This is a genomic window from Corynebacterium sp. 335C, assembly GCF_053525695.1.
In genome coordinates this window covers 1,335,566-1,350,172 of sequence record NZ_JASTTB010000001.1, presented here as the reverse complement: position 1 = coordinate 1,350,172, position 14,607 = coordinate 1,335,566, and the positions used below count along the sequence as shown (strand labels likewise).

At 74.0% G+C, this 14,607-nt stretch carries 11 protein-coding genes; 3 read left to right on the top strand and 8 right to left on the bottom strand.

Features of this window, described 5'->3' with window-relative positions; all coding sequences use genetic code 11:
* Positions 1 to 3: 3 nt before the first annotated feature.
* The gene (locus tag QQS41_RS05855) at positions 4 to 915 is read right to left on the bottom strand and encodes an ABC transporter substrate-binding protein (RefSeq protein ID WP_448851711.1); all 912 of its coding nucleotides are present in this window, start codon (positions 913 to 915) and stop codon (positions 4 to 6) included.
* A gap of 169 nt (positions 916 to 1,084) precedes the next feature.
* Between QQS41_RS05855 and QQS41_RS05850 the strand changes: the two genes are divergently transcribed.
* Both QQS41_RS05850 and QQS41_RS05845 read left to right on the top strand, forming a co-directional pair.
* Positions 1,085 to 2,332, top strand: a complete 1,248-nt coding sequence (locus QQS41_RS05850; protein WP_448851710.1) for an MFS transporter — start codon at positions 1,085 to 1,087, stop codon at positions 2,330 to 2,332.
* 123 nt (positions 2,333 to 2,455) lie between these two features.
* Positions 2,456 to 3,391, top strand: a complete 936-nt coding sequence (locus QQS41_RS05845) for an NAD-dependent epimerase/dehydratase family protein (RefSeq protein ID WP_448851709.1) — start codon at positions 2,456 to 2,458, stop codon at positions 3,389 to 3,391.
* Positions 3,392 to 3,493: 102 nt separating this feature from the next.
* Here QQS41_RS05845 and QQS41_RS05840 read toward each other — a convergent pair whose 3' ends face one another.
* The 7 genes from QQS41_RS05840 to QQS41_RS05810 all read right to left on the bottom strand — a co-directional run bounded on the left by QQS41_RS05840 (position 3,494) and on the right by QQS41_RS05810 (position 12,520).
* Positions 3,494 to 4,594: a DsbA family protein gene (locus QQS41_RS05840; RefSeq protein WP_448851708.1), complete on the bottom strand. Its 1,101-nt coding sequence runs from the start codon at positions 4,592 to 4,594 to the stop codon at positions 3,494 to 3,496.
* Positions 4,595 to 4,681: 87 nt separating this feature from the next.
* A complete protein-coding gene (locus QQS41_RS05835; RefSeq protein ID WP_448851707.1) occupies positions 4,682 to 5,038 on the bottom strand; it encodes a DUF2304 domain-containing protein in 357 nt (118 codons plus the stop codon).
* A complete protein-coding gene (locus QQS41_RS05830) occupies positions 5,035 to 5,790 on the bottom strand; it encodes a glycosyltransferase family 2 protein (protein WP_448851706.1) in 756 nt (251 codons plus the stop codon). Before QQS41_RS05830 ends, QQS41_RS05835 begins: the two co-directional genes overlap by 4 nt.
* A 161-nt stretch (positions 5,791 to 5,951) precedes the next feature.
* A complete protein-coding gene (locus tag QQS41_RS05825) occupies positions 5,952 to 7,382 on the bottom strand; it encodes a hypothetical protein (protein WP_448851705.1) in 1,431 nt (476 codons plus the stop codon).
* Positions 7,379 to 8,806, bottom strand: a complete 1,428-nt coding sequence (locus QQS41_RS05820; protein ID WP_448851704.1) for a M1 family metallopeptidase — start codon at positions 8,804 to 8,806, stop codon at positions 7,379 to 7,381. Before QQS41_RS05820 ends, QQS41_RS05825 begins: the two co-directional genes overlap by 4 nt.
* Positions 8,807 to 8,896: 90 nt before the next feature.
* Positions 8,897 to 11,011, bottom strand: coding sequence for a prolyl oligopeptidase family serine peptidase (locus tag QQS41_RS05815; protein ID WP_448851703.1), 2,115 nt, complete (start codon positions 11,009 to 11,011; stop codon positions 8,897 to 8,899).
* A 141-nt stretch (positions 11,012 to 11,152) separates the two neighbouring features.
* Entirely contained in the window at positions 11,153 to 12,520 is a 1,368-nt protein-coding gene (locus QQS41_RS05810) for an alpha/beta hydrolase (RefSeq protein ID WP_448851702.1), read from the bottom strand.
* Positions 12,521 to 13,105: 585 nt separating this feature from the next.
* Here QQS41_RS05810 and lpdA point away from each other — a divergent pair.
* Complete coding sequence (gene lpdA, locus QQS41_RS05805) at positions 13,106 to 14,527, top strand: dihydrolipoyl dehydrogenase (RefSeq protein ID WP_448851701.1); 1,422 nt, start codon at positions 13,106 to 13,108, stop codon at positions 14,525 to 14,527.
* Positions 14,528 to 14,607 lie beyond the last annotated feature (80 nt).

Sequence of the window (14,607 nt, the reverse complement as noted above, 5' to 3'; positions counted from 1 at the left end):
GGCCTAGGCCGGGACCCCGGCGGGGAGCTCCGCCGCGCTCAGCGCCGCGGCGATGTGGCGGACCAGCTCCGGCAGGCGCGGGCCCCAGCGCGACGCCAGGTCCTCGTCCAGCTCGAAGATGTTGCCCGCGCGCACGGCGGCGACGGTGTCCCAGCCGGGGCGGGCGGCCACGTCCTGCGGGGTCACGCCGGCGCTCCCGGCGTCGGCGAGGAACACCAGGTCCGGGTCGGCGTCGATGACGGCCTCGGGGTTCAGCTGCGGGTAGCCGCCGTCGGAGCCGTCGGGCGCGCCGCCGGCGACGGAGGACAGCCCGAACAGGCCGTAGACCTCGCCGAGGAAGGTCGCGTCGGTGACGGAGTACAGTTCCGGCGAGACCTCGTGGAAGTAGGTCAGGCCGGACTCGCGCACCTCGGCGGGCACGGAGGCGACGGCCTGCTCGACGCCCGCGCGCATCCCGTCGGCGACCCGCTCGGCGCCCTCGACCTCGCCGGTGGCCTCGCCGAGGGTCTCGACCTGCGCGTACGCCTCGTCCAGCGTCGTCGCGGCCGGCAGCTCCAGCAGCTCGACGCCGGCGGAGTCCAGCTGCTCGCCCAGGCCGGGCGGGGCGACCTGCACGACGACGAGGTCGGGGTCGAACGCCAGCACCGACTCCGCGTTGTCCAGTTCGAAGCCGGACAGCCCCTCCGTCACCGGCGCCTCGGCGGGGTAGTCGGAGTTCTCGTCGACCGCCGTGACGCGGTCGCCGGCGCCGATGGCGTAGAGCATCTCCGTCGCGGTGGGGGACAGGGAGACGATGGACCCCGGCTCGCCCGCCGCGCCCTCCCCGGCGGCGGGTCCCGCATCGTCGGCGGAGCAGGCGACTAGGCCCAGGGCGGCGGACAGGAGCAGGGCGGCGGTGCGGAGCCGGCGGGTCACGGCGGTGCCTCGTTTCGCGGTCGGGGATCGGACCAGTCCAGGGTACGGCGCCCGCCGCGCCCGCGGGGCCGCATCGCCGCGCATCGCCCCGTCGTCACGCACCACCCGCGGCCCCGCAATTCGGGGGATAGTGGTGTCGCAGGTCACAGACGGGTCTAAGGTGACGCGCATGTCCGGAAGCAGCCAGCAGCAGAAGGGGACCTCCGCGAAGGCGTGGTTCCTCGCGGTCCTCGCCGTGTTCGCCATCGCCTGGGGCGGCAACCAGTTCACGCCCCTGATGGTCATGTACCGCCTCGAGGGCGAGCTCGACCTCGTCTTCGTCGACCTGCTGCTGTTCATCTACGCGCTCGGCATCGCCCCCGCGCTGCTGCTGTCCGGCCCCATCTCCGACCGGCGCGGCCGCAAGCCCGTCATGATGGTGGCGCCGTTCGTGTCCATCGCCGGCTCCGTCCTCATCGCCCTCGGCGAGTCGACGGGCCCGCTGCTGCTCGTCGGCCGCTTCCTGTCGGGCGTCGCCGTCGGCATCGCCATGGCCGTCGGCGGCTCGTGGGTGAAGGAGCTGTCGACGCGCCGCTTCGACCCGACCGCCAAGTCCACCTCCGGCGCCAAGCGCCAGTCGATGGGCCTGACGCTCGGCTTCGGCATCGGCGCCGGCGTCGCCGGTTCGCTGGCGCAGTTCGCGCCGCTGCCCGGCCAGCTGCCGTACATCGTGCACATCCTGCTGACCATCCCGCTCATCGTCACGCTGGCGAAGGTGCCGGAGACCCGCGTCGTGCCGGAGCACCACGAGCACGAGCCGATCCTCGAGTCCCTGCGCACCCCGTCGGTGAAGAACCCGCGCTTCCTGCTGGTCGCCGCGGTCGCCGCGCCGTGGGTGTTCGGCGCCGCGGGCGTCTCCTACGCCATCATCCCGAGCCTCATGCAGGACCACGTCGGCCAGCCGGTGTTCTTCAGCGCCATCGTGACGTTCGCGGCGCTGCTGTGCGGCTTCGGCATCCAGCAGATCGGCCCGCGCATCGCGTCGAACCGCAGCGCCCGCGGCTCCATCGCGGCCATGGCCATCGTCATCGTCGGCATGGGCCTGGCGGCGTGGATGTCGGCGGAGCCGTCCATCCCGTCGGCCGTCATCGCGGCGCTGGTGCTGGGCATGGGCTACGGCCTGGGCATGTTCACCGGCCTCAACGAGGTGCAGCGCATCGCCGGCCCGTCCGACCTGGCCGGCCTGACGGGCATCTTCTACGTGCTGACGTACATCGGCTTCGCGTTCCCGGCCATCCTGACGAAGCTGTCGGAGACGTGGACGTGGATGACGTACCCGGTGATGCTCGGCGGCGGCATGGTCATCGCGGTGCTGATGACGGCGGTCATCGCCGTGAACTCCCGCCGCTGGCTGCCGCAGCGCGTCGAGCTGGACTGACGCCGCCGCGCCGACGCCCGCCCGCGCCCGCCGTCACCCGCCCGTGCCCCCGCACCCGCCCGTCGCCGACGGGCCGTCCCCGTTCCCCGGCCCCGGCCCCGTCCCTGCGGTAGGGTCCGGGGCATGCATGCACTGGTCACCGGCGGCGCCGGCTTCATCGGATCCCATCTCGTCGACAGGCTGGTCGGGGAGGGCCACCGGGTGACGGTGGTCGACGACCTGTCGCGCGGCTCGCTCGACAACATCGCGGACGCCCGCGCCAACGGCGATGTCCGCTTCGTCGAGGCCGACATCCGCGAGGTCGACTGGGCGCGCGTGTTCGGCGACGACGCCCCGGAGGTCGTGTTCAACCTGGCGGCGCAGATCGACGTCCGCAACTCCGTGGAGGATCCGCTGCACGACGCGTCGGTGAACATCATCGCCACCATCCGCCTGGCGGAGGCGGCGCGCCGGGCGGGCGTGCGGAAGATCGTCCACACCTCCTCGGGCGGCGCCATCTACGGCACGCCGGAGGAGCTGCCGGTGTCGGAGGCGATCGTGCCGGATCCGATGAGCCCGTACGCGGCGTCGAAGTACGCCGGCGAGGTGTACCTCAACACCTTCCGCCACCTGTACGGCCTGGAGTGCAGCCACATCGCCCCGGCGAACGTGTACGGCCCGCGCCAGGATCCGCACGGCGAGGCGGGCGTCGTCGCGATCTTCTCGCAGCGCCTGCTGGCCGGCGAGCCGACGCGCGTGTTCGGCGACGGCGGCAACACTCGCGACTACGTGTACGTCGGCGACGTCGTCGACGCGTTCGTCCGCGCCTCGGGCGACGTGGGCGGGGGCATGCGCTTCAACGTCGGCACGGGCGTGGAGACCTCCGACCGCGGCCTGCACACCCTCGTCGCGGAGGCCGCCGGCGCGGAGGACGACCCGGAGTACGCCCCGGCGCGCCTGGGCGACGTCCCGCGGTCGGCGCTGGACGCCTCCCGCGCCCGCGAGGTGCTGGGCTGGGAGCCGCAGGTCGACATCGCGGAGGGCGTGCGCCGCACGGTCGAGTACTTCCGCGGCAGGTAGTTCGCTTGACGACGGCCCCCGCCCCGCGTTGTCGCGGGACGGGGGCCGTGTCGTCGTTCATGCGCGGCGCGGGGCCGCGCCGGGGCGCCCGGGCGGCGCCGGTCAGATGCCGTTGGCGGCGGTGAAGAGCTGCACCTCGATCTTCCCGCGGAAGACGTCGTAGGGCTGGGCGCCGACGACGGCCTCGTCGCCGACGACGAAGGTCGGGGTGCCGTTGACGCCGACGGTCTGCGCGTGGCGCAGGGCGTCCTCCACGGCGCCGGCCCAGACGCGGCCGTCGAGGTCGGAGCGGAAGCGCCCCATGTCGGGCACGCCGGCGGCCTCGGCGATGGCGACGAGCTCCTCGTCGGTGAACTCCGGGTGGCCCTGGCCCTTCTCCCGTGCCTTCTCGAACGCGGCGTGCTGGTACTCCCAGAACATGCCCTGCGCGGCGGCGGCGCGGCCGGCCTCCGCGGCGCGGACGGCGCGCTCGCCGCCGACGGGGGCGTCGTTCCACTCCAGGCGCACCAGGCCGGCCTCGACGTAGTCGGAGATGATGCGGGGCTCGGTCTCCAGGGCGTGCTTGGCGCAGAACGGGCACTCGAAGTCGGAGAAGACGGAGATTACGACGGGCGCGTCGACGGCGCCGAGGGCGAACGGGTCGTGCTCGTCGCGGCGGTGCAGGGCCGTCAGGCCGGCGCTGCGGTCGGCGGCCAGGTCGACGCCCTCGCGGGGGCCGTGGATGGCGGCGTCGTAGCGGGCGCCGGGGCCCTCGCCCTCCACCGGCACGGCCGCGGCGGGGCCGTCGCCCGGCTCGGCGCCGGCGACGTTGACGCCCTCGCCGCCGCGGGAGCCGAACAGCGGGGAGCCCCACTGGGAGCCGGCCAGGAACCCGAGCGCGGCGACGAGGACGACGGCGGCGGCGAACCACAGCCAGTGGGCGGCCTCGAGGCGCGACAGGAGGCCCTCGCGGCGCTCCCCGCCCTCGGCGCCCCCGGCACCCTCGCCGGCCTCGCCCTCCGCGGCGGCGGGGGCGTCCCCCGCCGCGGCGTCCTCCGGCGCGATCGCGGTCGCGCCGCCGCCCGCCGCGGGCGCGGCACCGCCGGCCGGGCCGGTCGCCGGGCCGGTGGCGTCCGCGCCGGGGCGGTGGACGTCGTCACGCGCACCCTCGTGCGGGACGTCGCGGGGATCGGTGATGTCGCTGGGGTCGCGGGGTTCGGTCATGCGGGCCATTGTGCACGAGCCGCCCCGGAACGCGAGCCGCGCCCCGGCGGAAACCGGGGCGCGGCGGACTGCGGCGGGTCAGCGGCGTCAGCGGTGCAGCTCGTCCTCCGGCCGCACGGCGTTGGACAGCGCGACGGCGCGGGCCAGGCGGGCGTAGCGCAGCTCCTGCTCGCGGAAGCGGATGTAGGAGCTGACGGTGACGAACAGGAACGCCACGACCAGGCCGTAGAGCAGCAGGTCGGTGCCGCGGTCGACGCCGACGGCGTTGGCGATGGCGGTCAGGTCGTCCGGCCGCAGCACCGCCCACACGCACGCGAGGACGAAGACGAGGAAGCCGAGCTTCACGCCCGCCTTCGTGCGCGCCTTGCGACGGTTGGCGACGAAGTACCAGACCAGCCCGGCGACGGCGAGCAGCAGCAGGATCTGGATGACGGTGGCGGTCACGGCAGCCTCCTCGCGACGAATCCGTCGGCCAGGATGTTGACGCCGTTGATGAGCGACTGGCCCTTGGACATGGAGTATTCGGTGTACAGGATGTCGACCGGCTGCTCCGCGACGCGCCAGCCGCGCGAGGCCATGAGGTCGACGAACTCGCTGGCGTGGCTCATGCCGTTCATCCGCAGCTGCAGCTGGTCGGCGACGGTGCGGTTGAAGGCGCGGAGCCCGTTGTGCGCGTCGGTCAGCCCCAGCCGGCGGGTCTTCGGCGACAGGGCGACGACGGTGCGCAGCACGATGCGCTTGATGAGTGGCACCTGATCGTCCTCCGACCGGGGCCGGCCGAAGCGGGTGCCGACGACGATGTCGATCGGCTCCTCCCGCAGGCGCGCGACCATCGCGAGGACGTCCTTGACCTGGTGCTGGCCGTCGGCGTCGAAGGTGACGAAGTACTCCGCCCCCGGCTGGGCGCGGGCGTACTCGACGCCGGTCTGCAGCGCCGCGCCCTGCCCGAGGTTCACGGGGTGGCGCACCAGGTGGGCGCCGGCGGCGTGGATGCGCTCGGCGGAGTCGTCGGCGGAGCCGTCGTCGACGGCGACGATGTTGGGGAACGTGCGCAGGGCGTCGGCGAGGACGTCGCCGATGACCTGCCCCTCGTTGAAGCAGGGCACGATGAGCCAGACGTCGGAGCGGTCCCCGTCCCCGGGGCCGCCCGGCGCCTCGCCCGCCGCGGGGCCGCTGGTGCTGGGGTTCTCGGTCATGGTGAGGGCGATCCTATAAGCCCCGCCCGGGTTGCGCGCCCAGGCCGGGCCGCCGCGCGCGTCGCCGCGGGTGGGATGCGTTGCGACGGCCGCCCCTCCGGCGCCCGCCCCGCCGTGGGGGCGGCGCGGGCCGGCGGGCGCCCAGGTCCCCGGACGGCCGCTCAGGCGGCGGGGCCGGGCTCCGGCGCGGCGGGCCCGTGGGCCGGGCCCTGCGGCGCCGTGAACGTCGGCGAGCCGCCGGGGGCCGGGGTGCGGGCCGCCCACAGGTGCAGGGCCACGCCCAGCGACGGGCCGATGATGAGGCCGAGCGCCGTGCGCCACAGCAGCACGCCCGGGCCGAACAGGATGGCGCAGGTGACGACGGTCGCCAGCAGCCAGCCCCACAGGTAGGCGCGGTGCCGGTTCGTCGCCAGCATGACGGAGCCGGTGACCATGAGCACCGCCGTCGCCGTCGCGCCGACCGTCAGGGCGGCCAGGCCCATGCCGGTGACCATGTAGTCGCCGGGGAAGACCATCTCCAGGATCCAGGGGCCGATGAGCCACGCCAGCGCCGCGCCGAACAGGCCGAAGGCGACGAGCGCGCCCAGCGGCCTCGCCAGCCGCGCCAGCGGGTTGCCCTCCGCGTGGACGAAGCCGACGATGATGGCGTTCTGGAACTTCTCCAGCGGCATCAGCAGCGGCGCCCGCGTGAGGTTCACGGAGTACGCGATGGCGGTGGCGGTGATGAACGCCGCCGCCATGCTCGGCTCCGCCGCGATGGCGTCGGCGACGCTGCGCCCGCCGGTGGGGACGGGGGAGGGGCCGGCGTCGAAGTCGTCCGCCAGCTTCACGACGGTGGGGAAGCCCGTGATGAGCACCGCCGACGCGCCCGAGGCGCCCATGGCGGTCAGCATCAGCGGGATGAAGCGGCGCACCGGGACGTCGGCGCGCTCGGTGAGCACCTCGCGGGTCCGCGGGCTCACCGCGATCATGATCACCCAGCTCACGGCGCCGAGCACCGTGATGAGCAGGAAGGACCACAGCCCCCAGCCCGCCAGCCACGCCACGACGGCGAGCGCCATGCGCGTGACGATGTCGAGGATGATGAGCCACGCGTACTCCGTCCACAGCCCCGCGCCCGACAGCAGGCCGGACACCGCCGCCTGCATCGTGAACGACGCGAGGCCGACGGCCAGCAGCGCCACCGCCAGGGTGGTGTCGCCGTGGACGATCCAGCCCATCCACAGCGGGCCCGTCGCCGCGAAGATCAGGAAGGTGACCAGGGCGACCCCGGCGGCGACGACGAGCGGGCGGGCGTTGACGACGCGGCCGGCCCCGCCGCCCGCGCCGGAGGCGTCCGCGCCGGCGCCGATCGGGGCGTCGTCACGCGGGAGACCCCGCTCCGCGCGGCGCCGCGCATGCGCGCGGGCGGTGCCCACCGCACGCGTCGTCTCCTGCATCAGGCCGCCCAGCACGCCGGTCAGCGCGAAGTACAGGCCCCAGTAGGCGGTGAACTCCAGGTTCACGTCCGTCGGCAGCGTCCACGCCGACAGGAAGAGGATGCCGAAGGTGCCGATCGCCGCGACGATCGTCGCCAGGGTCAGCCACTTCATCGCCGACGCGCCCCCTCGGCGGCACCCGGCCCGGCGGCGTCATCCGGCGAGCCGCCGCGCGGATCCTCCGGGAACGGCGGCAGCGGCGCCCGGCGCACCCACGCGTCGAACAGCAGATCCAGGTGCGACGTCGTGATGCCGTGCTCCCGGCACGTCCGGTTCGCCAGCGCCCGGAAATCCACCGCGTCGACCACGCTGTGCCGGTTCAGGCCCGTCCACGCGTGCAGCATGCCGAAGAACAGCCCGTCGCCCAGCAGCAGCCGCAGCGCGTGCACCGTGATGGCGCCGCGCTTGTACAGCCGGTCGTCGAACATGTCGCCCGGCCCCGGGTCCGCGATGACCAGATCCTGCGGCTTCGCCGCCAGATCGGCGTAGTGGCGGCGGGCGTGCTCGTCGGCCGACGGGCCGCCCGAGCGCTCCGACCACAGCCACTCCGAGTAGCAGGCGAAGCCCTCGTTCAGCCAGATGTCCCGCCACTGCGACAGGCCCACCGAATTGCCGAACCACTGGTGCGACAGCTCATGGGCGATGAGCCGGTTCCACGTGTCCCGGCCGTCGGCGTGGTTCGCGCCGAAGATGGACAGGCCCTGGGCCTCCAGCGGGATCTCCAGGTCATCCTCCACGATGACGACGCGGTAGTCCGGGAACGGGTACTCGCCGAACAGCTCCTGGTACACCGCCAGCATGCGGCCCTGGTCGCGGAAGTCGTGTCGGACCCGCTCCGGCAGGCCGCGCGGCTCCGACGGCACGTACGCCGTCACCGGCACCGGGGCGCCCGGCAGGCTGATCTCCCGGTACTCGCCGATCTGGATGGTGACCAGGTACGTCGCCATCGGCTCCTCCGACCGGAACCGCCACCGGCGCCGCGACCCGCCCGCGCGCTCCGGCGGCGACGGCCGGCCCGTCGCCACCACCGTGTACGGCGCGTCGCACGTCACCGTGATGTCGTAGCGGGCCTTCGTCTCCGGGTCGTCGTCGCACGGGAACCAGCTCGCCGCGCCCACCGGCTGCGACGCGACCAGGGAGCCGTTGGTCAGCTCCTCCCAGCCCAGCTCGCCCCACCGGGAGTCCACCGGCCCCGGGGTGCCCGAGTAGCGCACCCGCAGCGACAGCGTCTCCTCCGGCTCCAGCACCCGGTCGAACCGGACGCGGAGCTTCCGCCCGGACTGGCGCCACTTCACGACGTCGACCGTCGTGCCGTGCGCGTCCGTCTCCGCCGACACGTCGTCGACGCCCAGCACGTCCGCGAAGTCGAGCGTCAGCGCGTCGATGCGGGCGTTGACCTCGATCGCCAGCGTCGCCGTCGCCGTCAGGCGGTTCGGCCCGACGCGGTAGTCGAGGTCCAGGGCGTAGTGGTCCACCCGGAACCCCAGGTTGAAGGGGATCCCGGTGTAGTCGTTGGCGGGGGGTTCGGCGGTTCGCACCCGTCCACCCTATCGCCGCGGTCCGCGGCGCCAGGCAGGACGGGCGATTCGGCGGCGGGCGGGGGCGGTCGCCCCGCCGGCCTGGCCGGCCTAGCCGGCGTCCGCCGGGGCCGCGCCGCCGGCCCCGGCGCCCGGCTCCCCGCCGACGTGGTCCCACAGCCACGCGTGGATGAGCGACTCCATGTGCGCCACCTGCGCGTTGTCCGCCGCGCCGGCGTGCCCGCCCTCCGTGTTCTCGTGGTAGTCCACGGGCTGGCCCGCCTCCCGCAGCAGCCACGCCAGGGTGCGGGCGTGCGCGGGATGGACGCGGTCGTCGCGCGTCGACGTCGTCACCAGCGCCGGCGGGTACTCCCGGTCCGCGCGCCGGGCGACGCGCTGCACCGGCGAGTACGACGCGATGACCTCCCGGTCGCCCGGCTCGTCCGGGTCGCCGTACTCCGCCATCCACGACGCGCCCGCCGACAGCCGGTGGTAGCGCAGCATGTCCGCCAGCGGCACCTGCGACACCACCGCGCCGACCAGCTCCGGGTACGACGTCAGGCACACCGCCGCCAGCAGCCCGCCGTTCGAGCCGCCGCGCACCGCCAGCTGCTCCACCGTCGCGTAGCCGCGCTCCACGATGTCGCGCAGCACCGCCCGGTGATCCTCGTAGACCCGCGGCCGCTCCCGCTTGACGACGGACGAGTGCCACTCCGGCCCGAACTCCCCGCCGCCGCGGATGTTCGCCTGCACCGAGATGCCGCCCCGCGACAGCCACGCCAGGCCGGCGACCGCCGAGTACCCCGGAACCAGCGACACCTCGAACCCGCCGTACGCGGTGACCAGCGTGGGGCGGGGGCCGTCGTCAAGCACGCCCGTGACGCGGTAGGGGATGCGGGTGCCGTCGTCGGAGACCGCCCAGTGCTGGCGCGTCTCCATGCCGGAGGCGTCGAAGAACGCCGGCGCGCGGCGCACCACACGGGCGACCGCCGGGGCGCCGCCGGAGGCCTCGCCCAGGTCGGCGCGCAGCAGCGTCGTCGGCTGCAGCGCGCTCGACGCCGTGAACCACACCTCCCCGTCGCGCGACGGCGACGTGCCCAGCACCCCCACCGTCGCCTGGTCCGGCAGGCCCTCCAGCGACACCCGCGTCCAGTCGCCGCAGCGGCGCACCTCGATGACCGTCGCGACGTCCTCCAGCAGCGTCAGCACCAGGTGATCCCGCGTCCACGACACGTCCTCCAGGCTCCGGCCCGCCGGATCCACCAGGACCTCCACGTCCCGCGACCCCGCCAGCCAGTCGTCCAGCCGGATGACGCCCGCGCCGCCCGCCGCGATGCCCAGGAACGGCGACCGCGGCAGCAGCAGGAGCCACTCCCGGTGCACCGACAGGCGGCAGTCCTCCGGCACCTCGATGATCTGCAGGCCGTCCGCCTCCGGCGACCCCACGAAATGCCGGGTGTCGTAGAAGTCCAGCGCGCGGTCGACGAACAGCCGCTCGAAGCCCTCCGTCGCGTCGTACCAGGCGCCCACCGCCACATCCGACGCGTGGCCGGAGAACAGCACCTCCGACTCCGCCAGCGGCGTCCCCCGCCGCCACCGCCGGACCTGCCGCGGGTAGCCCGAATCCGTCAGCGACCCCGGGCCCATGTCCGTGCCCACCAGGATCTCGTCGGCGTTCAGCCAGCACGCGTCGGACTTCGCCTCCGGCAGCGTGAACGGGTCCTCGTCGACGAACGCGAGGGCCTCCAGGTCGAACTCGCGGATGACGGTCGCGTCCGCCCCGCCCCGCGACAGGTGCACCAGCGCCCGCCGGTAGTCCGGGCGGCGCACGGCGGCGCCCTTCCACACCCAGTTCTCGCCCTCGGCCTCCGCCAGGGCGTCGAGGTCCAGGACGACCTCCCAGTCGGTGGCGGAGCCGTCGGCGGCGCCGGCCTCGCCGTCGCCCCCGGCCACGAACGACTCCAGCGACGTGCGCCGCCACAGGCCGCGCGGGTGCGCGCCGTCGCGCCAGAAGTTGTAGAGGTGCTCGCCGCGGCGCACCGGCAGCGGGATCCGCGTGTCCGAGTCGAGGGCCGCGAGGATGCTCCCCTCCAGCTCGCCGCGCAGGTCCGCGGGCACGGATCCCGTCGTCTCGGCGGAGCGCTCCCGCGCCCACTCCAGGGCGCGGTCGCCCTCGATGTCGTCGAGCCAGTCGGGGGCCAGGTCGGAGGGGAGGAAAGACGTCATGTCCCCACGGTAGGGCAGCGGCGGCGCGGGCGGGGCGGGACGCGAAGAGGGGACCCGGCGTGAACCGGGTCCCCTCGTCGTCGGGTGCCGCGCGGGCGGTGCGCCCGCGGGCGGAGCGCCGCGCCGGGCGGGAGGCGGGCGCTACTCCGCCGGCTGCTCCTCGGCCGGGGCGGCCTGCTGCTCGGCGGGCTCGGCGGGCTCCGCCGGGGCGGCGGCCGGCGCGGAGCCGGAGAACACCGGGGCGAACAGCTGCTCCCAGGACTGGTGCAGGTCGTCCTGCCAGTAGCCCCACGAGTGGGTGCCGGTGTTGGCGAGGTCCCAGATCACGGTGTCCTTGATGCCGGCGTGGTCCAGCTTGGCCTTCAGGTCGTGGGTGCACGCGTTGGCGGCGGCCTCGATGGCGACGCCGGTGGTGCGCTGGGCGGTCAGCTGCGACTCGTCCTGCACGCGCGGGTTGGCGGTGGTGTCCCACTCGCCCCACATGCCGGAGCCGTTCGAGATGAACAGCGGGGTGTCGCGCAGCTTGTCGGAGTTCACCAGCGCGTCGTTGGCGGTCCAGCGCGGGCCCGGGCGCTGGCCCCACAGGTCGGAGCCGGTGGCGTCGGCGCGGTTGACGACCAGCTCGACGAACTGCGACGACAGCGGGTCGGAGGTGGCGGCGCAGCCGGAGAACGACGCGACCGCGTCGTACAGGCCCCGGTGGTGCTGGGCGTACAGCAGCGTCGACGTCGCGGACATGGACATGCCGACGATGCCGCGCGGCTGGCCGGCGGAGCCGATGGCCGCCTCGAGCGGGCGGGGCAGCTCCTGCGTCAGGAAGGTCTCCCAGTACTGGCGGCCCAGCTTGTGGCCCTGGTTCTCCCAGTCGGTGTAGTAGGAGAACTTGCCGGCCTGGACGATGACGACGTTGACGTTCTTGTCGTTGAAGTAGTCCAGGATGTCGGTCTGGTACAGCCAGGAGGCGCGGCCCTCGCCGCCGTCGGCGCCGTTGAGCACGTACATCGTCGGACGCGGGGCCTTCGGGTCGGCGCCCTCCGGGTGCAGCCACACCATCGGGATCGTGCGGCCCATGGAGGGGGAGACCGCCCACAGGTCGTGGGCGTTCGGCCGATCGCGGATGAGCTCCAGCCAGCCCGGGGCGGCGTCGCCGATGCGCTCGCGCGCCTCGTCCGTCAGCGTGCCGACGGTCGCCTCGTGCGTCGCGACGGTGAACGGCGTGGCCGCCACCGGCGGGGTCTGGCGCAGGGTCTCCGGGATGTCGGCCGGCTGCGGGGCGGCGTAGTCGCCGTCCGGGGCGGTCTCGACGCCGCCCGGCTGCGGGCCGGGGGAGAACAGGGAGCCGGCGACGTCCGGCAGCTGCGGCAGGCCCGGGATCGCCGGGAACTGCGGGGCCGGGGCCGGGGCCGGGTTGGCCGGATCGGCCGCGGCGACGCCCGCGGCGGGCAGCATGAGCGCGACGGCGGCGGCCGCGGCGGCGCCCGCGGTCAGGCGGGGGCGTCGGATGCGCATGTGGGGTCCTCCTGTGCTCGTGGTGGAACGTCGGACAGGTTACCCTGTGAAACGCTCCCGCGAAAGCCGTTCAGCTTCATGTCGGCGCAGGTGAGCGGGGATTCGCCCGCCGGGGCCCCGGCCGGCGCCGCCCCTGGCCTGCTGCGGCGCGTGTTGCTAATGTTACTGGAGTGAAACTGGTCGCGTCCGCGGCCGCCCCCGCGCCGGGGGTCGCGACCGGCGCCCCGACCCGGCGAGGCCGGTCGGATCGACGAAGGGAGACGCCCCCGCATGCAGCCCCACGAGCAGATCATGGTGACCCTCGGCGAGGCCATCGGCTTCATCTACAACTCCGGCCTGTCCGTGCTGTCGCAGATCAAGGTGCTCATCGGCATCATCTAGCGGCCGCCCGCACGGCACGCGACGCCCCGGCGCCCGGCGCACCGCCGGCCCGGGGCGTCGTCACGCGCGGACCCGCGACCCGGCAGCGACCCGGCGGCGCCCGCCGGCCGCGACCCCGCGCGGCCCCGCGCGACCCGCTCCCCGCCGCCCCCGCCCCGGAACCGACCGGTGACGGGGGCGGCGCCGCCGCGTACCCTGTATTCCGTGGCTGAACATTATGATCTCGTTGTCCTCGGCGCGGGCCCCGGCGGCTACGTCGCCGCCATCCGCGCCTCCCAGCTCGGCCTGAAGACGGCCGTGGTGGAGAAGAAGTACTGGGGAGGCGTCTGCCTCAACGTGGGCTGCATCCCCTCGAAGTCGCTGCTGAAGAACGCCGAGGTGGCGCACACCGTCACCCACGAGGCGAAGACCTTCGGCATCTCCGGCGACGTGTCCCTCGACTTCGGCGTCGCGCACTCGCGTTCCCGCAAGGTGTCGGCGCAGATCGTCAAGGGCGTCCACTACCTCATGAAGAAGAACAAGATCGACGAGGTCGACGGCTGGGGCGAGTTCAAGGACGGCTCCACCATCGTGGTGACGGACGGGAAGGACGAGGGCAAGGAGCTCACGTTCGACAAGTGCATCATCGCCACCGGCTCCGTCGTGAAGTCCCTGCCGGGCGTCGAGGTCGGCGGCAACATCGTCTCCTACGAGGAGCAGATCCTCGACGACGAGCTGCCGGACTCCATGGCCATCGTCGGCGCCGGCGCCATCGGCATGGAGTTCGCCTACGTCCTGGCGAACTACGGCGTGGACGTCACCATCGTCGAGTACATGGACCGCGTCCTGCCGAACGAGGACGAGGACGTGTCGAAGGCCATCGCCAAGGAGTACAAGAAGCTCGGCGTGAAGCTCATGACCGGCCACGCCACCACCGGCATCACCGACAACGGCGACTCCGTCGAGGTGAAGGTGGAGAAGAAGGGCGGCGGCGACGAGCAGACCCTGACCGTCGACCGCGTCATGGTCTCCATCGGCTTCGCCCCGCGCACGGAGGGCATCGGCCTGGACAAGGCGGGCGTCGACCTCGGCGAGCGCGGCGAGATCGTCATCGACGAGTACATGCGCACCTCGGCCGACAACATCTACGCCATCGGCGACGTCACCATGAAGCTGCAGCTCGCGCACGTCGCGGAGCACCAGGGCGTCGTCGCGGCGGAGCACATGGCCGGCCACGAGACCGAGCCGATCGCCGACCGCGACTACCTGGACATGCCGCGCGCGACGTTCTGCAACCCGCAGGTCGCGTCCTTCGGCCTCACCGAGGCGCAGGCCCGCAAGCAGGCGGAGGAGGAGGGCCGCGAGGTGAAGGTCGCGACCTTCCCGTTCTCCGCCAACGGCAAGGCGCAGGGCCTCGGCGAGCCCGCCGGCTTCGTGAAGCTCGTCGCGGACGCCGAGTACGGCGAGCTGCTGGGCGGCCACATGGTCGGCGCCAACGTCTCCGAGCTGATGCCGCAGCTGGTGCTCGCGCACAAGTACGAGCTGACCTCCGCGGAGATCGGCCGCACCGTCCACATCCACCCGACGATGTCGGAGGCGATGAAGGAGGCGGCCGAGGGCATCGAGGGCCACATGATCAACCTGTAGTTCGCCCCCGCGCCACCGGGCCCCGCCGATCGCGTCACGCGGTCCGCGGGGCCCGCGCGCGTCCGCGGGTGTTTCGGGTA